At 33.6% G+C, this 22703-nt stretch carries 24 protein-coding genes; 19 read left to right on the top strand and 5 right to left on the bottom strand.

Features of this window, described 5'->3' with window-relative positions; genetic code table 11:
* Positions 1-63 precede the first annotated feature (63 nt).
* Positions 64-618 carry a DUF6648 family protein gene (locus tag HGPG_RS03960; RefSeq protein WP_019124767.1) on the top strand — a complete coding sequence of 185 codons (555 nt, stop codon included), beginning with the start codon at positions 64-66 and terminating at the stop codon, positions 616-618.
* Positions 619-645: 27 nt separating this feature from the next.
* On the opposite strand, the gene HGPG_RS03955 is transcribed toward HGPG_RS03960, so the two are convergent.
* Entirely contained in the window at positions 646-1272 is a 627-nt protein-coding gene (locus tag HGPG_RS03955) for a hypothetical protein (RefSeq protein WP_019124766.1), read from the bottom strand.
* A 90-nt stretch (positions 1273-1362) separates the two neighbouring features.
* Here HGPG_RS03955 and HGPG_RS03950 point away from each other — a divergent pair, with 90 nt between their 5' ends.
* On the top strand, positions 1363-1614 hold the full coding sequence (locus HGPG_RS03950) for a hypothetical protein (protein ID WP_019124765.1): 252 nt from the start codon (positions 1363-1365) through the stop codon (positions 1612-1614).
* 438 nt (positions 1615-2052) lie between these two features.
* On the opposite strand, the gene HGPG_RS03945 is transcribed toward HGPG_RS03950, so the two are convergent.
* The gene (locus HGPG_RS03945) at positions 2053-3642 is read right to left on the bottom strand and encodes a hypothetical protein (protein ID WP_019124764.1); all 1590 of its coding nucleotides are present in this window, start codon (positions 3640-3642) and stop codon (positions 2053-2055) included.
* A gap of 75 nt (positions 3643-3717) precedes the next feature.
* Here HGPG_RS03945 and HGPG_RS03940 point away from each other — a divergent pair, with 75 nt between their 5' ends.
* From HGPG_RS03940 to rpsT, 3 genes are all read left to right on the top strand, one after another.
* Positions 3718-5991, top strand: coding sequence for a DNA internalization-related competence protein ComEC/Rec2 (locus tag HGPG_RS03940; RefSeq protein WP_019124763.1), 2274 nt, complete (start codon positions 3718-3720; stop codon positions 5989-5991).
* On the top strand, positions 5963-6976 hold the full coding sequence (gene holA, locus HGPG_RS03935; RefSeq protein ID WP_019124762.1) for a DNA polymerase III subunit delta: 1014 nt from the start codon (positions 5963-5965) through the stop codon (positions 6974-6976). Before HGPG_RS03940 ends, holA begins: the two co-directional genes overlap by 29 nt.
* A gap of 94 nt (positions 6977-7070) precedes the next feature.
* Positions 7071-7340: a 30S ribosomal protein S20 gene (rpsT, locus tag HGPG_RS03930; protein WP_019124761.1), complete on the top strand. Its 270-nt coding sequence runs from the start codon at positions 7071-7073 to the stop codon at positions 7338-7340.
* Between the two features lie 101 nt (positions 7341-7441).
* Here rpsT and hemW read toward each other — a convergent pair whose 3' ends face one another.
* From hemW to lepB, 3 genes are read right to left on the bottom strand one after another with little or no spacing between them, the layout of a single operon-like run.
* On the bottom strand, positions 7442-8581 hold the full coding sequence (gene hemW / locus HGPG_RS03925) for a radical SAM family heme chaperone HemW (protein WP_019124760.1): 1140 nt from the start codon (positions 8579-8581) through the stop codon (positions 7442-7444).
* Positions 8568-10379, bottom strand: a complete 1812-nt coding sequence (lepA, locus tag HGPG_RS03920) for a translation elongation factor 4 (RefSeq protein ID WP_019124759.1) — start codon at positions 10377-10379, stop codon at positions 8568-8570. Before lepA ends, hemW begins: the two co-directional genes overlap by 14 nt.
* Positions 10380-10405: 26 nt before the next feature.
* Positions 10406-10930: a signal peptidase I gene (gene lepB, locus HGPG_RS03915; protein WP_019124758.1), complete on the bottom strand. Its 525-nt coding sequence runs from the start codon at positions 10928-10930 to the stop codon at positions 10406-10408.
* A 378-nt stretch (positions 10931-11308) separates the two neighbouring features.
* Between lepB and hrcA the strand changes: the two genes are divergently transcribed.
* From hrcA to tnpA, 14 genes are all read left to right on the top strand, one after another.
* The gene (hrcA, locus tag HGPG_RS03910) at positions 11309-12331 is read left to right on the top strand and encodes a heat-inducible transcriptional repressor HrcA (protein ID WP_019124757.1); all 1023 of its coding nucleotides are present in this window, start codon (positions 11309-11311) and stop codon (positions 12329-12331) included.
* Between the two features lie 8 nt (positions 12332-12339).
* Entirely contained in the window at positions 12340-12891 is a 552-nt protein-coding gene (grpE, locus tag HGPG_RS03905) for a nucleotide exchange factor GrpE (RefSeq protein WP_019124756.1), read from the top strand.
* Positions 12892-12916: 25 nt separating this feature from the next.
* Complete coding sequence (gene dnaK, locus HGPG_RS03900) at positions 12917-14752, top strand: molecular chaperone DnaK (protein WP_019124755.1); 1836 nt, start codon at positions 12917-12919, stop codon at positions 14750-14752.
* 157 nt (positions 14753-14909) lie between these two features.
* Positions 14910-16040: a molecular chaperone DnaJ gene (gene dnaJ, locus HGPG_RS03895; RefSeq protein ID WP_019124754.1), complete on the top strand. Its 1131-nt coding sequence runs from the start codon at positions 14910-14912 to the stop codon at positions 16038-16040.
* Between the two features lie 73 nt (positions 16041-16113).
* The gene (gene prmA / locus HGPG_RS03890) at positions 16114-17016 is read left to right on the top strand and encodes a 50S ribosomal protein L11 methyltransferase (protein ID WP_019124753.1); all 903 of its coding nucleotides are present in this window, start codon (positions 16114-16116) and stop codon (positions 17014-17016) included.
* Positions 17009-17698, top strand: coding sequence for an RsmE family RNA methyltransferase (locus HGPG_RS03885; protein WP_019124752.1), 690 nt, complete (start codon positions 17009-17011; stop codon positions 17696-17698). The genes prmA and HGPG_RS03885 overlap by 8 nt, the downstream gene beginning before the upstream one ends.
* Positions 17698-18996 carry a tRNA (N(6)-L-threonylcarbamoyladenosine(37)-C(2))-methylthiotransferase MtaB gene (gene mtaB, locus HGPG_RS03880; RefSeq protein ID WP_019124751.1) on the top strand — a complete coding sequence of 433 codons (1299 nt, stop codon included), beginning with the start codon at positions 17698-17700 and terminating at the stop codon, positions 18994-18996. Before HGPG_RS03885 ends, mtaB begins: the two co-directional genes overlap by 1 nt.
* On the top strand, positions 18997-19380 hold the full coding sequence (locus tag HGPG_RS03875) for a DUF1284 domain-containing protein (RefSeq protein ID WP_019124750.1): 384 nt from the start codon (positions 18997-18999) through the stop codon (positions 19378-19380).
* Between the two features lie 2 nt (positions 19381-19382).
* A complete protein-coding gene (locus HGPG_RS03870; RefSeq protein ID WP_019124749.1) occupies positions 19383-19721 on the top strand; it encodes a histidine triad nucleotide-binding protein in 339 nt (112 codons plus the stop codon).
* A gap of 231 nt (positions 19722-19952) precedes the next feature.
* A complete protein-coding gene (locus HGPG_RS03865; RefSeq protein WP_019124748.1) occupies positions 19953-20804 on the top strand; it encodes a patatin-like phospholipase family protein in 852 nt (283 codons plus the stop codon).
* Between the two features lie 12 nt (positions 20805-20816).
* The gene (locus tag HGPG_RS03860) at positions 20817-21566 is read left to right on the top strand and encodes a TVP38/TMEM64 family protein (protein ID WP_036731468.1); all 750 of its coding nucleotides are present in this window, start codon (positions 20817-20819) and stop codon (positions 21564-21566) included.
* Positions 21567-21654: 88 nt separating this feature from the next.
* Positions 21655-21834: a 30S ribosomal protein S21 gene (gene rpsU, locus HGPG_RS03855; protein WP_005957648.1), complete on the top strand. Its 180-nt coding sequence runs from the start codon at positions 21655-21657 to the stop codon at positions 21832-21834.
* 13 nt (positions 21835-21847) lie between these two features.
* Entirely contained in the window at positions 21848-22291 is a 444-nt protein-coding gene (locus HGPG_RS03850; protein ID WP_019124746.1) for a GatB/YqeY domain-containing protein, read from the top strand.
* A gap of 166 nt (positions 22292-22457) precedes the next feature.
* Positions 22458-22703 (top strand): IS200/IS605 family transposase (tnpA, locus tag HGPG_RS03845; protein ID WP_019124744.1); only part of this gene is annotated, 246 nt, incomplete at its 3' end.

The raw sequence follows: 22703 nt of genomic DNA, 5'->3' as shown, positions 1-22703 counted from the left end.
GCAATCCTACTTGTAATTGCAATGGTAATTCCAATAATTCTAAGTGTGATTTAATGGTGCTTTGTGGAACTTAAGAAAAATAAGGGACTTTTTGAAGATTTTTTTGAACACAGGTCTTTTCTCATAATGCAATACACCAATGGTGACCTCTCCAAGAGAGAATTTTTGGAAAAAAATTTTGATTACTTTCAAATGAGAAATGCCAGGCCCTACATCAAGGTGGATTCTTACGAAAAGGGAATGTACAACTACCAATACTACAATGTAATGGCGAAGTACTATAGGGCACTTTCAAAAGATGTTAGGAATACAAAAAAACATTCAAAGTACTACAATTATTATTTAAATTTAACAAACAAATATTACGAACTTAAAGACAGATCTGTCTTAAATATTTTGAGAATACAAGATTTTAGAAACACCAAGGCTTATTACATCAAGTGTCAGTCAAAGGCACTGAGAAACGAGCTCTATGAAATTGTCTTAGAGGACAAGAAGGAGGCTATCTTTCACTCAAAGGCGCCATGGCTTTTAAGAATTTTGAAAGAAGAAAATATTTTTGACAATCAAATGAAGACATCAATAATAGATCACTATATCAATGAAAAATATTATTAAAAATAAGGACTGTGGGATTAATTTCCCTCAGTCCTTTTTGTTATTTATTAGGTCTTGAATTATATCTTTTAAAGAATCTAAATCTTCAGAATTTTTAACAAAGTAAGTCATATCATTAAACTTAAAAATACCAGAATAAAAAATATTTTTGCCTCTCGATTCTTTAATTAAAGAGATATTTATAGAATTCAAATCATAGTTTTCGATAATTTCACTTTCACCCATTAATTCAAGAGAATATGGTTCTTGATTTAAATTATTCTTCCACGATATTTCTAAGATTAAACTTCTATCATTTTCCAAATTTCTAACACCTAAATAATAAGGATTTATATCTTTTTTAAATAAATAAATTTTAGATATAAAATCATCATTAAAAAAAATAATATCGTAATCGGAGTGATTAAAAAAAGTAGAATGGAGAAAATTTAAACTTAAATCTTTTTCCAGTTCTTCTAAGGAATTATAAATTATTGATACCTTTTCTGTATGATTTTGTGATGTAACAAAATCAACAGATGAAATATATGTAGATATAGGTTTTGTATTATAAAACTCATCTAAATTTACAGTCATATTATCAGATTCTTTTGTTTTAGAGTTACAAGAAGTTAGGATTATAATTGAAAAAAATAAAATTAAACGCTTTTTCATACTTTACCTCCGTAAATTAATGCTTTACTTTAGCTTAATTTTATTATACAATAAATATGTAAAGAAGTAAAGTAATAAAAGGAGGTAAAAATGTTTAAAAGAATTAAAATATTAGCTGTTTTGCTATTTACAAGTACACTAATTTTTCCAATAAGTGCATTTGCAGAAGAAGATACTTCTAATTATATTAAAGACATAAGTTACTATTCCGCATCACAAAAATTAGAAAATCTAATAAAAGAAGATAAAGTTGAAAAAATTGATTATTACAATCCTGAAACGGGAGAATATTTTGCTTGGTTGAAATCAGATTATTCTACGAAAAGTTTTACTCCGGCATAAAATTTTAGTTTTTATATTCGAAGTTATGTAAGTTCAGAAAAATTCTGGATTGGGTCGGCTTCAATAAAAGTTTATTCACAAGCTCGCCTTGTAGATGTATATGGAAATGAAATATATGGAGCTAGATTTCCATATGAGGTTAATATAATTTCTAAATTATTTGATAGGGAAAAATTTCAATTTGAGACAAATTATGGACAAACTGAATATGGAAGGGTAAAAGGAAACAGGTATTATACAGTTTCTATTTCGACAGGTGATAACCCAGATAAGTATGGAGATGCACCATATCTTGATGGAAGTGGAACTGTTTATCAAGATATCTAAAAACTCAACTATTCAATAAGAGAATCTAATTGTAAATTACTTTTGTACATAATGTTTTTGTATTAAAATATAGCTCACATTAAACATAAAATGATTTAATGTGAGCTATATTTATTTTGCTTCTCTTTTGATTTCAATTAAGAAGCTTTCCATGATTCTAGTGAGGTCTTCTTCTCTACACTCCAAGTCCAAGGTATACATATTGCCTGTGCCTGTGAAGTCGAAGTGGTCCTGCAATTTTTCAAAAATTTTCTTTAAGTTGAAGTTTAAATTCATGGAGCGAAGGACAATTATTTTTGACCTCTTGCCATTTTTTAGTCCATAAATTTGTATAAAGTTGTCTTCTTTTAAGATGTATGAAGAAATTTCGCGAAGCTCCTTTAAATTTACATCTTCAAGGACCTTGTAGATGTAATTTATGCCAGAAAATTCTGTGGAAAAGCGTTTAAAGGAATCTACAGCTTGATAAAATAGTGGTGATTTTTCTTGGGAGTCCTTAGTCTTATTTTGGCTAAGTTTATTATTTGTCTTTTCTATTTTTTCTTCACTATTTTTTTGAGGATCTTCTATTTTATTTTCCCCGTCATCTTTTTTATCTTCAATTTGTTTATTCAAGTCCTTAAAGGATTCAAGCTTATATTTTTCGTGGAAGAATTTAGAATCGTATTTTTCTTTTTTTGCCTCTTCAATGACTTTTTCTGGTTGAGAAACTTTCTCTGATCCCTTATTTTTTTCAGAATCTTTTAAATTTTCATCAGTTACAAAATCTTTTTCTAAGTCAGAAGAATTTTTAATTTCAGAATTTTTTACTTCTTCAATGACTTTTTCAGGCTCAGAAGTTTTTTCTCTTTCATCAACTTTTTCTATTTCATCAATTTTTTCTAAGTCAGAATTTTTTGGGGCTTCATCTTTTTTATCCTCTTTAGGAATTTTTTCTTCATGAAGATTTTTTTCTTGACCAAGAATTTTTCCCCTGTCAGGGAAATTTTTTGCCTTTAACTTTTTTACATCAGAAAATACACTTTCTATGCTGTCGCTATTTAAGTACATCTTCATATTGTCCAAAAGATTTAGAGAATTTCTGGCAAGCTTGTAGGCATTTTCCCCTGAGACCATTGTAAGTCTAATGGCAGAATTTATTTTATCAACTGAAGAAATAAAGACCATGCCAATTTCGCCAGTCCTTTTTAGGGCAGGACCCTGGTAGGAAATTTCTGCCAGCCTTTCAATTTTTATGTGGTCTTCAAAATTTTCAATGGATAAATTTGAAAAGATGGCATAATTTACAAGGGATTCAATATTTTTTACTGTCATAAATTTAAAATCCTTGGCGGCAATGTCGATGTAGGAAGAATTTTTTTCAACCTTGTAATTTAAAATTTCTGAATTTGTATTTGTTGATAAAAAATATCTCACCAAGGCATTGCCAAGATTTTCCTGCATCATGAGCAGTCTATTTTTCCAATTTATCTCAATTTCAACCTGGTCCTTATTTTCATCAATTTTAAAATAGTTTTTGTTGCCAGATAAAAATACTGGGTCTTCACCATTTATTTTTATCTCATCAGCCAAAAGATTTTCGCTGCCAGTGAAGAAGGGAGGGTCTTGGACCTTTCCATAAGTAATGCCGTCACGATTTATTTTATCAATTATTTCTAATTTGTAATTTTTTTTGTAAGGGTTTTTGTATTTAGAATTCATAGCTACCTCCACTAATATATTATCATATTTCGTGACTTGGCGCTTTAAAAAGATATATAATAAGAGGGGGTGCCTATGTATTTATTTGCAGCAATTATTTTTGGAATTTTACTTTCAATTTTTACAAGGGCAAGTTTATTAATGGCGGGATTTTTTCTCCTTCTAGCAATAATTATTATTGCACAAAAGAAAAATGCCAAATTATTTATATTTCCTCTCCTTATTTTTGCTGTTTGCCTAAATTATTCCCTTAGAGACTACAAGCTAAAGGATTTTTCTGACCAGGTCACTGGAAAAGTAATTTTATCAAATGAAAATAAGTCTGTCCTTAAGACCTCTTCTGTTAATGGCAAAAAATTTGTGACAAAAATTTTATTTTACGAAAAGCTAGACAGGGGAGGAACTTATAAGATTCTTGGGAAATTCACACCGCCTCTTCCTGCCATGAACGAGGGAAATTTTGACTTTGAGAAAAATGACAAGGCTCAGGGAATTTATGCCCTTGGAAAGATAAATAGCTTCCAAAAAATTTCTCAGCCAAATATTTTTTATAAATTTTCCAATGCCTGTATAGACAGGGCAAAAAAATTTTATAGTGAAAATTTAGATGAAAGAAATTCTAAACTCATGTCCTCAATTGTCCTTGCCGATAGGTCCCTCATGGAAGAGAGTGAAAAGGATAGGTTCAACACTCTTGGCATGAGCCACATCTTGGCAGTGTCAGGCCTTCACATTGGAGTCCTTGTACTTTTTTTAGATGGCATAATAAAAGGGATAACGAAAAATAAAAAGCTCACTGATTTTCTTGTGACTTGTCTTATTTTCTTTTACATAGTGACTATTGGCATGCCAATTTCAGCCCTTAGAGCATTTTTGTTTTACCTTCTCTACAAGGCAAATATTTATCTCAAAAAAGATTTAGACCTGAAAAAAATTTATTTCTTGAGCCTTAGCATAATTTTATTTATAAATCCCATGGCAATTTATTCAACATCACTTCTCATGTCCTATGGGGCAATTTTCGGTCTAGTCTTTGTATATCCAGCCTTAGATAGCAGGATAGCAGGCAGCGGTCTTGTAAAAAAATCTTTTGTGGGGACAATCTCAGTAATAATTTCACTTTTTCCTCTATTAAATTATTATTTTGATGGATTTTCTCTTTTGGTTTTTCTTGCAAATTTAATAATTGTGCCAATTTATTCTGTGATCATTACTCTTGGTTTTATCATGGGTCTGGGAATTTTTCCTGGTATTCTTGGAAAAGTCTTAAATATTTTAATGAATGCAACTTTTGGTTTGGAAAGTCTTTTTGCAGCTAAGGGAAGCATCTTTATCGCCCTAAAAGCTTTTAAGTATGAATACATTTTTGTCTACTACACTTTACTTTTGATGATTTTATACAGGCACAAGTTAAGGGAAATTATTGAGCCAAATATAAAAATTATTGAAATTTACATGGCAGTGTTTTTTGTTCTTACATCCCTTGGGATTTTTAAAGACCTAAACACTTACAAGGAAAGCCACCTCTATGTAGGTCAGGGAGACTGCACACTTATAAGTTTTCGCGGCAAAAATTATTTAATTGACACTGGTGGAGCAAGGCAGGAAAATAAAATTGCAGAAAAATTTTTATTTCCAACTTTAAAAGTTCGTGGTATTTCAAAAATTGACGGGATTTTTATTTCTCACTTTGACGAAGATCACGCGGGAAATTTAAATAAAATCTTAGAAAAATATAGGGTGGATAATATTTTTATTAGTCACCTGCCAGAAGATCCAGAAATTTTAGAAAATGCAGAAAAATTTTCTAATATTGTTATGCTAAAAAAAGGCGATAAGGTAAAAATTTTAGGGGACACTCTGGCAGAAGTCCTCTCTGACAGTGAAAAGAGTGAAGAAGAAAATGACAATTCCATGGTCCTTCTCATAAATCACAGGGACTTTAAGACACTTTTTACTGGCGACATTTCCGAAAATGTTGAGAAAAAAATAAATAGGGACATAGACATCTTAAAGGTCGCCCATCATGGGTCAAAGACTTCCACTTCTAAGGAGTTTTTGGAAAATACTTCGCCAAAATTTGCCATAATTTCTGCTGGCGTCAATAATTCCTATGGTCATCCCCATGAAGAAGTGCTACAAAACTTGGAAAAACATGGTATCATATACTATGTTACGGCAAGAGATGGGCAAGTGGACTTTAAAATTTATGGCGACAAGCTTAGGATTGATAGGAAAAACCAGGAAGAGGACTATAAATTTTATATTTTACTTATATTTTTAAACACCACTTTACTTTATATGACGGCGAGGAAAAATTATGAACTACAAGAAAATTTACAAAGATGAGACTCACAGCGGAGCCTACTTATTTTTTGGCAAGGAAAAATATTTAATGGAAAATGCTGTGGGATATTTATTAAATAAATATGTAAAGGGAAGCGAAGCCTTTAATTATACAAAATTTAAGGGCAGTGAAGTGAAGCCCCAGGACATAATTTCTGCCTGCGAAACCTATCCTGTCATGAATGACAAAAAACTTGTATTAGTGAAAGATGTATGCGACTTTCTTGCCCTTTATGAATTAAAGGATTCCTTTTATGAATTTTTAGACAAGTTATCGGATTTTGTAATTTTAATTTTTTGGGACACTGGAGATATTAAAAAGACAACAAAATTTTACAAATACTTCAAAAAAAATAATAGAGATATTGATTTTGGCAAGCTAAGTCCAGTAGATGCAAATAGATTTGTAAAATCTTATTTCTTGAGAAAGGGCAAGAAAATTAATGACAGGGAGGCAGCTCTCTTTATTAAGGAAAGTGGCTATACATCAAAAAATGAAGACCTTGTCTTACTTGACCTAATAAGCGAAATGGATAAAATTGCGGCAGCTGCAAAGAGTAATCATATAAGTGAAAGTGACATTAGAAGTTTAATTACTGAAAATATTGACACAAATATTTTTGCCTTTTTAGATGCCATGATGCAGAGAAATAGCGAGAGAGCCCTAGTTGAATTTCACAATCTAGTAAAATTAGGGGAAGAGTATCCCGTAATCTTTTACATGATAATTAGGCAAGTGAAAAATCTTTTGTCCTACAAAATTTTGTCTGAAAAAAATATTAGTCAGGCAGAAATGATGAATAAAATGGGATTATCAAAGTTTGAATTTGAAAGAAAAATAAGGGTCTATGAGAGAAACTTTTCTAAAAAGTTTTTGACAGATTTTTATGAAGAATTAATAAGGGCAGATGAATTTTTTAAAACTTCATCAGTAGACGAGATAATAATTTTTGAGACTCTTATTATAAAATATTGCCAGGGAATTTAATTTGCCAGGAATAAAAACTTATGCAAAAAGAACCTTGCAATCAATGTAAATTCGTGGTAAAATAGCAAAAGCGTTAAATATTGGAGGTGAAATAATGGCAAATATTAAATCAGCTATTAAGAGAATAGATGTAGCTAAAAGAAATTCTGATCACAACAAACCTATTAGAACTGAAATGAAAAATGCAGTTAAGAACTTTAGAGTCGCTCTTGATGAAAACAGACTTGACGATGCTAAGGAACTTTTAATTGTTGCAGACAGAAAATTAAAGAAGGCTGCTAATAAAAATATAATTCACAAAAAACAAGCTTCCAGAAAGCTAAGTCGACTAGCTAAGGAACTTAACAGCAAAATCGCTGGTTAAGAGAAATTTTCCCGGGAGAGTTTCTCTTTTTATTTTTTATAATAAAGAGAAAGAGGTAGATAATTGTCTACCTCTTATTTTTTTACTCTTGTCTTTTTTATTTAGCGGAAAAAATCTAGCTCCACTTGGTTGGATAGGTCCCTGCCTTTTTCAGTGAGATAAATTTTATTTTCTTTAACTTCAATTAATTCTAGCCTAATATTTTTTTCTATTTCACTTTCATACAGCTTTAGAAAATCTTCTTCAAATCTTTCTTTAAATTCACCTAAGTCAATACCAGACCTGAGCCTTAGTCCCATCATTATAAATTCATTGGTCCTGTCGGTCTTATTCAAGGTCTCAGAAAATTCTATGGGTTTTTCTCCCTTATCAAGAGCCACATAATAATTTTTGAAGTCAGAAAAATTTCTGTAACGCAAATTTTTTATATTTGATGAGGCAGAAAGTCCAAAGGAAAGGTAATCTTTCAGCTTCCAATAAGTCAAATTGTGGCGACATTCATAGCCTTTTTTCGAAAAGTTTGATATTTCATATTGTTGAAGACCAATTTTTTCAAGCTCCCTTACTACATAGTGATACATTTTGCGGTCCTCATCTTCATCTGGAAAATCTAGGGGACTTTTTTTATGAGCTTCATAAAGCCTTGTGCCTTCTTCTAAGATAAGTGAATAATAAGAAAGGTGAGGGATGTCTAATTTTTTTATTTCTTCAAGAGATTTTTTGATGTCAGAAAATTTTTGTGAGGGAAGGGCAAGCATTAAATCTAAATTTATATTTTTAAAGCCAGCTCCTCTGGCATTTTCCATAGCCCTAAAAATGTCTTCGGACTTATGAATCCTTCCAATCTTTTTTAAAATTTCATCCTTAAAGGACTGGGAGCCAATGGATATCCTATTTATGCCAGAAGAAAAATAAGTTTCAGCCTTTTCTCTTGTGAGAGAATTGGGATTGGACTCTATTGATATTTCTGGATCTTCAGAAAACTCGAAGTCACTTAAGGCTTTTAAAATTCTCTCAATAAATTTCTCGTCAACAGAAGAGGGAGTGCCGCCGCCAATAAAAACTGTGTCAATAATTTTTTCCCTTAAAAAATTTCTATATAAATTTATTTCTCTCTCTAAATAAGAAAAATATTTTTCCACATTTTCTCTATTTAAAAGAGAAGAGCAGAAGTCACAATAGTGACATCTACTCTCGCAAAAAGGTATATGAATATAAATTGAAATTTTATTTTTCTTCATCGTATTTTAATACAGACAAGAAGGCATCTTGTGGAATGTCAACATTACCCACAGTACGCATTCTCTTCTTTCCTTCCTTTTGTTTTTCAAGAAGTTTTCTCTTTCTCGTTATATCTCCACCATAACATTTTGCAAGTACATCTTTTCTTAATGCTCTAATTGTTTCTCTGGCAATAATTTTATTTCCAATGGCAGCTTGAATTGGCACTGCAAATTGGTGTCTAGGTATTACATCCTTTAGTTTTTCACAGATTTTTCTTGCACGAGTGTAGGCATTGGACTCGTGAACAATAAGTGAGAAGGCATCTACAAGTTCTTCGTTGATTAAAATATCAAGCTTGACAAGGTCTGACTCTTCGTAGCCAATTAATTCATAGTCATAGGATGCGTAGCCACGAGTTTTTGATTTTAAGGCATCAAAGAAGTCGTAGATAACTTCGTTAAGTGGCATGTGATAAGTTATGAGGGCTCTTGTCTCTTCAAGGTACTGCATGTCCTTAAAGACGCCACGCCTATTTTGGCATAACTCCATAACTTGCCCAACAAAATCAGTTGGCGTCATAATTTCTGCCTTTACAATTGGCTCTTCCATGTACTCAATTTCTGTTGGGTCAGGTAGGTTTGATGGGTTTTGAATTGAAATCATTTCACCATTTTTTTTCATTACATTATAAATAACAGAAGGGGCAGTTGTGACAATATTTAAGTCAAATTCTCTTTCCAGTCTTTCTTGGATTATTTCCATGTGAAGAAGACCCAAAAAGCCACACCTAAAACCGAAGCCAAGGGCAACAGAAGTTTCTGCCTCAAAGTCAAGGGCAGCATCATTTACCTGTAATTTTTCTAGGGCTTCACGAACGCTGTTGTACTCTTCGCCTTCGCCAGGGTAGACACCGCAAAATACCATAGGTAGAACTTTTTTGTAGCCAGGCATTGGTTCACTTGTTCTATTATTTTTTAGAGTAATTGTGTCGCCCACTCTAGCGTCCTTTACATTCTTAATGGAGGCAGTTATGTAACCAACTTCGCCTGCGCTTAAAGAATCAAGATTTATGTGACCGTTGGCGATTACTCCAACTTCTACAACTTCAAAAGTTTTGCCCGTTGCCATCATGAGGATTTCATCGCCAGGCTTTACTTGCCCGTCAATAATTCTCACATGACAAATTACTCCTCTGTAGGAGTCGTAAATTGAGTCAAAGATAAGGGCCTTAAGTGGAGCCTTGTGATCGCCACTTGGTGCAGGAATCCTGTCCACAATTGCGTGAAGGACATCATCAATGCCAATGCCTTCCTTGGCAGAAATAAGTGGAATACCTTCTGTGTCAATGCCGATAATATCTTCAATTTCTTCTTTTATCTCATCAGGTCTTGCACTAGGAAGATCTATTTTATTTATTACAGGCACAAGTTCAAGGTCTTGGTCAATGGCAAGATAGACATTGGCAAGAGTTTGTGCCTCAACACCTTGGGCAGCATCTACAACTACAATGGCGCCTTCGCAAGCTGCAAGTGAACGAGAAACTTCATAGTTGAAGTCCACATGGCCTGGAGTGTCAATTAAGTTTAAGATGTATTCCTTGCCATCTCTGTCGTCCTTGTAGATAAGTCTAATTGCCTTTAATTTAATTGTAATTCCTCTCTCGCGTTCAAGATCCATGGAATCTAAAACTTGCTCATCCATTTCTCTCTTTGTGAGCATGCCTGTTGACTCAATGAGCCTGTCGGCAAGAGTAGATTTGCCGTGGTCAATATGTGCTATTATTGAAAAATTTCTTATATTATTTTGATTTCTCAAATTTTTACCTCCGTTCTAGGGGATTTTTATTTTATTAGAGTTTCTATTTTTCCTCTATTTTTTAGAGGCAAAATCCTATAAACTGCTGCTGATTTTATTCTCTTCTTTTCGATTGGTCCAAAGTATCTGGAGTCTACACTCATGCCAGGGAGTCTATTGTCTCCCAAGACAAAGTACTGGTCATCCTTTAAAACAAATTTATCTTCATCAGACTCTGTATAATCACTTGAAGTATAAGCTTCTTCTAAAACTTTTCCATTTAAAAGGACTTTTCCATCTATAAATTCAATAGTGTCGCCAGGCTTTCCTATAAGCCTTTTGATGTAATTTCTGTTGTCATTTGGCGCATCAATTACTACAATTTCGCCGCGAGGGATGTCAGTAAACCTCTTGTAGGAAAGGCAAATCAATTTGTCCTTTTCATTTAGAGTTGGGTGCATTGACTCTCCGTTAACGACTGCTATATTAAAAATAAAATTTCTCACAAAGAGTGCAATTAAAACTGCAGCTACAATTGTGATAATAAAAGATGTAGTTTCACTTTTCTTCAATTAAATCATCTCCAATAACTAATTTTAACACAAATAGCTTGAAGATTGGAATAATTTTAATTTATAGGGAAGACTATTAAGTGAGATGAGATAAAAATAAAATTTTTTTGGGGTCTTCTTAAAAAAAATTTTTTGAGAAGCAAGTAATAATTTTTAAAAAATCACAAGTTTACACAGAGAGAGACTATGAATAATAAAAATTATATCAAATTAAATTTTCAAGTTTCTTATATAGAGTGAATTAAAAATAAAATTAAAATAAAATTCTTAGAATAAAAGAAAAAAATTTTTAAATATCCTTGACAAAGCTCTTGGAAGAGGGTACTATATAAATAGATTAGCACTCGACATTAATGAGTGCTAACAAAGGAGGAAATTATGGATACTAGAAAAATAAATATTTTAAATGCCATAATTGAGGCATACATTGATATGCCCACTCCCGTCGGGTCACGAACTCTCTCCAAAGATTACGACCTTGGAGTTAGTTCAGCGACAATAAGAAATGAAATGGCAGATCTTGAAGACCTTGGTTTTTTAAATAAGCCTCATCAATCAGCGGGAAGGATTCCTTCTGACAAGGCTTATAGGTTCTATGTTGATGAACTTTTCAAAAATTTTAGTGACTTTCACGACATTGATGCTTCAGAAAAAATCAAGGACAGACTTTTATACACTTCAAGAAATATTGAAGACTTTTATAAAAATGCTGTAAACTTACTTGCCAGCGTCAGCAACTGTACGGCATATCTTATTACACCGCAAAAGGCTGACACAAAGATAAAAAGACTAACTCTAGTAAAGATTGACGAAAAAACAGCCCTCTTAGTTCTAATAGGGGACAGAGGAGTTATTGAGAGATATTTTTTAGAAATTGAAAATATTCCTGACGAAGATTTTTATTATATAGAGAAGGTTTTAAATGAAAAGATGTCGGGAATTGATTTTGACAAAATTGAGTCACTAAAAATTTCTCTTTCCGATGACATGATTAGGCATGGAAATTTTATTTCCAATGTTGTAAAAATTGCAAGCAAGTTTAATAAAAAGGTCTCATCCATTGAAATTTATTATGACGGCCTCACTAATATTTTAAATTTTGACGAATATAGGGATCTTGACAAGGCTAAAGATTTTATGAGTTTAGTTGAGGACAGAGACAGTTTATTTCAAATCTTAAATAATGATAATTTCACAGGAGATGTGGAAGTGATTATTGGTTCAGAAAACAGTGCAAGTCTAATGAAAGAAAACACCATCATTCGGGCACCCTTTGCCAAGGACTTTGGCATCTATGGCAGCATTGGACTAATTGGACCAGTTAGAATTGATTACACGAGATTGGTTAAGGTCGTTAAAACTTTTAGCGACGCTTTGACGAGAGGATTAAAAGAAATGTGAGGGAGTACATGACAAATGAAGATATAAAAAAAGATAACTTAGATGAAAACAAAGAATTAGAAAATGAAAATATAGAAGATGTTGTTAAAGAGGATGAAGTTCAAGATGATAGTCAAGAAGTTACCAATGACTCATCTGATGATGAAAAGTACCAAGATTTAATGGACAAGTTCATGAGACTTCAAGCAGACTTTGCAAACTACAAGAGAAGAACTGAAGCTCAAAAAACTGAATATGTTGAGCTTGGAGTTAAAAAAATAGTAAATGACTTACTTCCCGTTCTTGACAATTTTGAGAGAGCCCTAGATTCCATTGAAGAAAAGGACTCAACTTATGACGGGATATTGATGATAAAAAATCAACTTACTGATGTCCTTAAAAAGGAAGGTATAGTTGAGATGAAGGCACTTGGTGAAGAGTTCGACCCAACTTATCACCACGCAGTATTAACTGAAGATTCTGATGAATACGACAGTGGCTATGTAATTGAAGTTTTACAAAAGGGTTATTTAATTAATGACAAAACGTTAAGACCTGCAATGGTCAAAGTTTCACAATAAGTGAATTATTTAGGAGGTAATTTATATGGGAAAAATAATTGGTATTGATTTAGGAACAACTAACTCTGCAGTAGCAGTAATGGAAGGCGGAGACGCTGTAATAATTCCAAACATCGAAGGTAATAGAACTACACCTTCTGTTGTAGCTTTTACAAAGGATGGAGAAAGATTAGTAGGAGAAACTGCTAAGAGACAAGCTATCACAAACCCAGACAGAACTATTTCATCTATTAAGAGACACATGGGTTCTGACTTTAATGTAAAAATAGATTCAAAAACTTACACACCACAAGATATTTCAGCTATGATTTTACAAAAATTAAAATCTGATGCAGAATCTTATCTTGGTGAAAAAATTACTGAAGCAGTAATAACTGTTCCAGCATATTTTACAGATGCTCAAAGACAAGCAACTAAGGACGCAGGAAGAATCGCAGGACTTGATGTTAAGAGAATAGTAAACGAACCAACTGCAGCTGCTCTTGCTTATGGAGAAGACAAGGACACAGAAGCTCAAACAGTAATGGTTTACGACCTTGGCGGCGGTACTTTCGACGTATCAATCCTTGAACTTTCTGATGGAGTATTTGAAGTACACGCAACTCGTGGTAACAACAAACTTGGTGGAGATGACTTTGACAACAGAGTTATCGACTATATAGCTGAAGAATTTAAGAAAGAAAATGGCATTGACTTAAAGGCTGACAAGATGAGTCTTCAAAGACTTAAGGAAGCTGCTGAAAAGGCTAAGAAGGAACTTTCTTCTACAATGTCAACTAATATCAACCTTCCATTTATTACAGCATCACAAGCTGGTCCACTTCACTTAAACATGGACTTAACTCGTGCTAAATTTGATGAACTTACAGCTGATCTTGTAAAGATGACTGAAGGACCTGTTAAGGATGCACTTTCTGATGCAGGACTTTCTGCAAGTGACATTGACAAAGTTCTTCTAGTTGGTGGTTCAACAAGAATTCCAGCAGTACAAGAATGTATTAAAAAATTAACTGGCAAACAACCTCAAAAGGACATCAACCCAGACGAATGTGTTGCTCTTGGTGCAGCAATTCAAGGTGGAGTTCTTTCAGGCGATGTAAAAGACTTGTTACTACTTGATGTAACACCACTTTCTCTAGGAATTGAAACAATGGGTAACATCACAACAAGACTTATCGAAAGAAATACAACTATTCCAACTAAGAAGTCACAAGTATTTACAACTGCAGCTGATAACCAAACTTCTGTAGAAATTCATGTACTTCAAGGTGAAAGACAAATGGCTAAAGACAATGTAACTCTTGGCAGATTCACACTTGATGGAATTGCTCCAGCAAGAAGAGGAGTGCCACAAATCGAAGTAACCTTTGACATTGATGCCAATGGTATTGTAAATGTAAGTGCAAAAGATTTAGGCACAGGCAAGGAACAACACATCACAATTACATCTTCAACTAACTTAAATGAAGAAGAAATTGAAAAGAAAGTTAAAGAAGCTGAAATGTACGCACAAGAAGATGCTAAGAAGAAAGATTTAATTGAAGCAAAGAACAATGCTGACTCAATGATCTATCAATCTGAAAACACATTAAAAGATGTTGAAGGAAAAATTTCTGATGCAGACAAGACTAAGATTGAAGATGCAATTAAGGCTCTTAAGGATGTAAAAGATGGCGAAGACCTTGAAGCAATTAAGTCTAAGACTGAAGAATTGACTCAAGCTTTCTACGCAATTTCTGAAGAAATTTACAAGCAACAAGGTGCACAAGCTGGATCTGGTCAAGCAGGCGCTACTGATGCTAAACAAGATGACGATGTAGTTGACGCTGACTATGAAGTTGTTGATGATGACGAAGAATAATAATTAAATAAAATTGTTGCAGTTTCGGCTGCAACTTTTTTTATGTTTAAAATTATTTTGTTTTTCTTGCAAAAATTTGTGAGAAAAATTGAAATTGCAAAATAAGCTTTATTTTTCCAAGACTTTATATTAGAATATAAAACTATTGAGGTGGAAGATGAGAAATTTTTATGAAATTCTTGAAGTTGAAAAAAATGTAACCAAAGAAGAATTAAAGAGATCTTATAAAAAGCTTGCGAAAAAGTATCACCCTGACTTAAATCCAGGAGACGAAGTGGCAGAGGCAAGGTTTAAGGAAATTTCCTATGCCTATGAAGTCCTATCTGACGACGAAAAGAGACAGGTTTACGATGTCTATGGCGAAGAAGGCCTTAAGGGCAATATGGGTACTTCTGGCGGCAGCGGCTTTGGAGGCTTTTCTGATATTTTTGATGACATTTTTGATATTTTTGGCGGCTCAAGATCAAATAGATACGAATATGCAAATAGAAAGGACATGCCAAAGAAGGGACCTGACACTAGAGTTGATGTAACTCTTGATTTCTTTGAAGCAATTTTTGGCGTGGAAAAAGAAATTTCAGTAAAGGTTAAGGAAGAGTGCGGTCATTGTCACGGTAGCAAAATGGAACCTGGCTCAGAAAAGCATGAGTGCGACAAGTGCCATGGAACTGGTCAAGTCACATCAGAGCAAAACACACCTTTCGGAAGGTTTGTGAGAACTTCTTCTTGTGACAAGTGTCATGGTACTGGCGAAGTAATTGACCAGCCCTGCAAAAAATGTGGTGGCAGAGGTGCTGTCCTAAAGAGCAAAAAATTAAAAGTAAATATTCCTAAGGGCGTGGACACTGGAAATATTATTTCACTAAAGGGTCAAGGCTCCGTTGGTGAAAATGGTGGAGAAAATGGAGATATATTTGTCTACATTAGAGTTAGGTCTGATGCAGTCTTTAAGAGAGAGGGCAATGACATCTATCTAAACATTCCAATTTCCTATTCCGATGCAGTTCTGGGTGCAAAGATAAAAGTTCCAACTCTTAAAAAACTTGTGGACTACGACATACCTAAGGGCACTACTGGAGGAACAGTCTTTAGACTAAAGGGCGAGGGAGTTCCCTATGTAAATCGTGAAAATCAAAGGGGAGATCTCTTCTTTAAAGTTGACATAATTATTCCTAAAAAGGTTTCAGATGAGCAGAGAAAACTTTTGGAAGAATTGAGAGATACTGAACCAGAAGTTGAAGAAAATAAAAAATCATTTTTAGACAAGTTAAAAGATTTATTTGACTAATGCGGATCACTGATTCGCATTTTTTAAATTGTATAAAGATTTCAGGTAATATATAATGAAGTCAGGTGATTAGATGAAATACATTGAAATGATAATAAATACTTCAAAGGACAAAAAGGATATAATTGAGGGAATTCTTTTTGACTACGGAATTTATACAAGTGAAGAAGTTTCCAGCCACTTAGTGGAGGAGCTGGACCAAGACGAAAAGGACTGGGACTTTATAGATTATCCCCTTTTAAATTCTGATAAAGAAATTTTTGCCATAAAAGTTTATCCAGAAAACACAGATGATGCAGAAAAAATAAAGGCTGAACTTGAAGAAAAATCTTTGGGTCAGGCAAGAATAGAAGAAAAGGACGACGAGGACTGGGCTAACAATTGGAAAAAATATTACAAGCCCCTAGAAATTGGAGAGAGCCTTGCCATTGTTCCTGAATGGGAAGAATATGAGAACAATAGAAAAATTATAAAAATAAATCCAGGCATGGCTTTTGGAACTGGCACTCACGAGTCAACTTACATGTGCCTTGAACTTTTAGAAAAATATGTAAGTGAGGGCGACGAAATTTTTGACATTGGCTGCGGCTCAGGCATACTTGCCATTGCTGCCTTAAAGCTTGGTGCAAAGAGAGCCCTTGCCATTGACATTGACGACAAGTGCATTGACGCATCTCATGAAAATGCAAAATTAAATGAGGTAGAAGACAAGATGGAAATCAAAAAGGGCAATCTCTTAGATGTAGTAAAGGGAAGGGCAAATCTAATTGTTTCCAACATTATTGCAGAGATAATCGTTGATGAAATAAAAAATCTAAAAAATCACATGGATCCTGGCGGAAATTTTATCACTTCAGGAATTATTAAAGAGAGAAGACAAATGGTAATAGATGCCCTAAGGGAAAATAATTTTGAAATAATTGACGAAATCGAAAAAAATAATTGGCTAGCAATAGTGGGAAAATTAAATGTATAGATTTTTTGAAGACAGAGAATTTAAGGGAAATACAAATTTAAAGGAAGAGACAATCCATCACTTAAAAAATGTAATTAGGATAGAAGATGGAGAAGTCTTTCAAGTTGTCTTTAGTGATGGAATTTTTTCCTTTGCTTTTTATGACGGCAAGCTCAAAAAAATTGGAGAGGTTGAGGAATCTAACGAATCAAGGGTTAGGCTATCCTTATTTTTTGGAGTCCTAAAAAATAATAAGTCAGAAGATGTCTTGAGGCATGCCACAGAAATTGGAGTCAGCGACTTTTACCCAGTTTTAATGGACAGGACGATCTCTGACATTTCAAAGAAAAAGGACAAGAAGAAGGAAAGATACCAAAAAATTGTTGAGTCTGCTGCAAAGCAATCTAAGAGGGACATAATCCCCATAGTTCACGACATAATTAAGATCGATGAAATTTTAAAATTTAAGGGCGACTTGGTCCTCTGCTATGAAGACGAAGACAAGACTCAGCTTGGAGAAATTATTCATGAGCTTGGCGACAACATTGGTCTTGTAATTGGACCTGAAGGCGGCATATCAGACAGGGAACTTGAAATTTTAAGAGACGCAAAAAAAGTAGGTCTTGGCAGGAGAATTTTAAGAGCCGAGACTGCAGCAATCACTGCATCTTTTTATATAATACATGGAAAGGAGTGTGAGTAATGGAAAAAACTTTTTCAATTTTAACTCTTGGCTGCAAGGTCAACCAATACGAATCAGAAGCCATGAGCGAAATTTTTGAAAAGAGAGGCTATATAGAAGTTGGAAATGATGAATTTAGCGATGTGTATATTGTAAATACTTGCACAGTTACAAATTTATCAGATAGAAAATCAAGACAGTTTATTAGAAAATCAAAAAAGAAAAATCCCGATTCTGTGGTAGCAGTTGTTGGTTGTTACTCACAAGTGAACCCTGATGAAGTTAAAAACATTGAGGGCGTGGACGTTGTAATTGGAACCACTGAGAGAAATAAAATCGTGGACTTAATTGAAGAGTCAAAAGAGTCTCACGAAAAAATAAATATTGTTAAGGACTTAAAAAATGTTCGTGAGTTTGCCAACACCACAAATTTTGACAGCAACAACAGAACTCGTGCCTACATGAAGGTTCAAGATGGCTGCAACAGATTTTGCACCTACTGCATAATTCCCTTTGCCAGGGGACCAATTAGGTCAAGGACCATTGAGGATTCAGTGAGAGAGGCAAGAACTCTTGCAGATCGTGGCTTTAAAGAAATAGTTTTGACGGGCATTCACATAGGATCCTTTGGCATGGACATGGGCGACATGAGGCTAATTGATCTCATCGAAAGTATTGCAGAAGTTGATGGCATTGAGAGGATAAGACTTTCTTCTGTTGAGCCAATAATTATTACAGATGAATTTATGGAGAGAGCAGTGAAAACTGGAAAGCTCTGCGACCACTTCCACCTGTCCCTACAATCTGGATCCAATAACATTTTAAAGGCAATGAATAGAAGATACACTCGCGAAGAATACATTGAAAAGGCAAATATTATAAGAAAGTATATGCCTCATGCAGGTCTTACAACGGACATTATAGTTGGATTTCCTGGCGAAAGTGAAGAGGACTTTCATGATTCAATGAGCATTGTAAGAGAAGTTGGCTTTTCAAGGATTCATGTCTTTAAGTATTCCAAGAGAAAGAATACAAAGGCTGCTGTCATGAAAAATCAAATTGACGGCAAGGTAAAAAAGGAAAGGTCAGAAAAATTAATTGCCCTTGGAGAAGAATACCAAGAAATTTTTGAAAGAGAAAATATGAAGGCGATTAAGTCAGTTTTATTTGAAGAAGAACATGAGGGTCAGTATTACGGCTACACTACAAACTACATTAGAGTTAAGGCAAAAAGTGAGATTGACCTTAAAAATAAAATTAAGAGTGTAAAAATTTTAGATACAGGCGAAATTGCAAACTGCGAAATTATTGGTGATTAAATGTTAAAGATAAGAGCCCATCATCTCTTGTGCACAGAAAATTTTGTGGGCGAGGGTTATAGCGATGACTTTTCAAAAAACATGACTGAAGTTATAAAAAAACTTAGGGAAAATCCTGAAATAATGCTTATAAAAGATCTGGATGATATTTGCAGATACTGTCCAGAAAATCTTGGAGAAGTTTGTGAGAGCCAAGAGAAAGTAAAATCCTACGACGAGAAAGTTTTAAAGCTTTTAAATATAAAGGCAGATGAAAAATATTTTTGGGAGGACCTTAGGGCTTTAAGCTGTGATATAATATTTAGTAAAGATAGGCGAGAGGAAATTTGCAGAGCTTGTCAGTGGAATGATCTCTGCAAAGAAGTTGAAGGAAAAAGGAGGTAAGAATGGACTGTTTATTTTGTAAAATAATTAGTGGAGAAATCCCTTCAGACAAAATTTATGAAGACGAACTTGTCTATGCATTTAAGGACATAGACCCACAAGCGCCAGTACATTTTTTAATTGTGCCAAAGGAACATATTGCATCAGCAGATGACCTTGATGAAAGTCACAAGGAATTAATTGGCCATGTATTTTTAGTTGCACAAAAACTTTGTGCAGAGGCAGGACTTACTAAGGGCTACAGAATTGTAAATAACTGCAAAGAAGATGGAGGTCAAAGTGTTGATCACCTTCACTTCCATGTCCTTGGTGGAAGAAGTTTAAATTGGCCACCAGGTTGATTGATAATTAATAAAAACTCTTAATGCTACGAGTTTTCTTGTAGCATTATTTTTTTCGAAATTTTGGAATTTATAAAAATATTTTATAGGAAATTTTGTAAAATTTTCAGAAAAATATTAAATTAAATGTAACACTTTAAGGATTTTGTCCATAGGAAATTATAAAAAATTCATATATACTGTAATTAAGATGGGCGTATTATGATTTTATATAGAGAAAGAAGATGACTTATGAAGTTAGGTTTTGTAGATGTTGGCGGCGGAACTCGTGGCATTTATGGTGCAGGAGTTTTTGATTACTTAATGGAAGAAAATATTAGTGGAGACTACTTTATTGGAGTTTCAGCTGGGGCTGCAAATGGTGCCTCTTTTTTGGCAAATCAACCCAGGAGAAATTTTGTCTTTTACAACAAATATGCCTTTAGGAAGGAATACATGAGCTTTAAAAATTATTTAAAGACTGGCTCTTACATTGACCTAGATTATATTTATTATGATTTAAGTTCTTCCAAGGGCGAGTATCCTCTTGACTATAAGGCGCTGAAAAATAACCCTATGGACTTTGAAATAGTTGCTACAGATGCAAGGACGGGCAAGGCAAAATATTTTAAGAAATCTGATCTAGTAATAGATAATTATGACCCAATAAAAGCTTCTTGCTGCGTGCCAGTTTTAAACCAACCCTATAAGATAAAGGGCGTGCCCTATTTCGATGGAGGCTTAAGCGATCCTATTCCCTTTAAGAGAGCCTTTGAGGCAGGTTGTGACAAGGTGATAATTGTTTTAACAAGACCAAGAGATTACTTTAGAGAAGGGAGAAAGGACAAAAAATTTGTCAGAATCTTGAGGAGAACTTATCCCAAAGCAGCCAAGACCTTTGAAAAGAGATCTCTAGTCTACAACGAAAGCTTGAGAGAAGCCATGGAGCTTGAAAAGGAAAATAAAGTCATAATAGTTGCGCCAAGCTATATAGGAAATTTAAAAACTCTTACCCAAGACCACGACCAATTAGAAAACTTGTATGAATTGGGAAGAAAGGATGCAAAAAACATCCTCACTTTAGAAAATATTAGAAAAGAATGATTTATTATGAAAATGAAAGCTTTAAAGGAAAAAATAAAATCCGAGAGAGAAAATTTTAGGGATAGCAATAAAAAATTAGACGAAAATGACAAGGCTGTAAAAAATAGATTTAAAAAAATTCAAATAGTTGCACTGATTTCCTTTGCATCTATATTAATAGTTTTGATTCTAACAAGAAGTGGCAATGTGAGCATAAATTCTCTTACAGAAAAAGCTGCTGGCAATCCAAAAAAATCCATTATAACCTTAATAAGTCTATTTGCAGTAAAAAGTTTGACTATTATTATTCCACTTCCATCACTTTATGTTGCCAGTGGAATCTTATTCGACCCACTTAAGGCAGTTGCAGTGAGCTATCTTGGACTTGCAGTGACCCTAACTATACCCTTCATCCTTGGAAGATGGTCTGGCACAGAAGAAATTCATTACATCAAAAAGAAGTATCCCAAGATAGAGAAAGTAATTGAGATGCAAGAGAGAAATGAATTTTTGGCAAGCTTTATAATTAGACTTATTGGATGGTTTCCCTGCGATGTCCTAAGCTTTTATTTTGGTGCCTGCAAGACAAATTATTTAAAATATATAACATCATCACTTTTAGGGGCATCTATTGGTGTAATTACAAATACTTTACTTGGCGATGTAATCCTAAACCCTCTTTCATGGCAGTTTATTGTTATGTTGGTCATAAAAATTTTGATCTCCATATCTGTAGTAGGCATAACTTATCTTGTCAATAAAGATAAAAATCCTAAAAAGTAAAAATATTATTGAAGTTTTGGGATTTATAGAGTATAATAAACCTACATTGGCCGTAAGGCTACTCTTTTCTACGAGAGGAGGTTAAAAAATGTCCGAAATCAGGGTTGGTGAAAACGAATCTTTAGACAATGCTCTTAAAAGATTCAAAAGACAATGTGCCACAAGTGGAGTTCTCAAAGAAGTAAGAAAGAGAGAACACTACGAAAAACCAAGTGTTAGAAGGAAGAAAAAATCCGAAGAGGCACGCAGAAAAAAACACAGATATTAAAGAGGGTGTTCTTATGTCTCTAAAAGAGAGACTCATGGCTGACTTAAAAGATGCTATGAAAAATAAAGATAAACTTCGAAAAGATGTTATCACCATGGTTCGTGCAGCTATTAAACAAAAAGAAGTAGATGAACGAGTAGAGCTTGATGATGCTGATATTGAAAACATCATTTCTAAACAGCTTAAAGAAAAAAAATCGTCAATTGAAGAATTTAAGAAGGGCAATAGACAAGACTTAGTTGACCAAACTAATGCTGAAATTGAAATACTTCTTAAATACTTACCTGAGCAATTATCAGATGAAGAATTAAAAGAAATTATAAAAAAAGTAATTGACGAAAATGAAATAACATCAATGAAGGATATTGGAAAATTAATGAAAAATGTTATGCCTTTAATTAAGGGCAAAGCAGATGGCAAACAAGTTAATATTATAGCCAAAGAATTATTAAATTAAAACTCGGGGTTTTCCCGGGTTTTTATTTTTGTACGCTTTAGCATGAATAAACCACCAGCTATGCTGGTGGTAGGAATACTAGCTTTAGCTTCAAGCAAAAAACCTCCCGTGATAAACTATTAATGTTACTGGCAGTAGCATAAATAGAAAAGGGAGGTATCCTAAAATGGATAAAAATAGTTTATCACATACATCCTGGAATTGTAAGTATCACATAGTATTTGCTCCAAAATACAGGAGACAAGTAATTTATGGAAGATTAAAACAAGATATTGGAAAAATATTAAGAGACTTATGTGAGAGAAAAGGAATAAACATAATAGAAGCAGAATGTTGTCCAGACCATATTCATATGTTGTTGGAGATTCCACCAAAATATAGCATATCCCAAATAATGGGTTATTTGAAGGGC

Origin of the sequence: Peptoniphilus grossensis ph5, from assembly GCF_000311825.1 — a bacterium.
Classification (GTDB): domain Bacteria; phylum Bacillota; class Clostridia; order Tissierellales; family Peptoniphilaceae; genus Peptoniphilus_A; species Peptoniphilus_A hominis.
The sequence above is the reverse complement of the archived record's forward strand: the minus strand, read 5'-3'. Positions and strand labels throughout refer to the sequence as shown.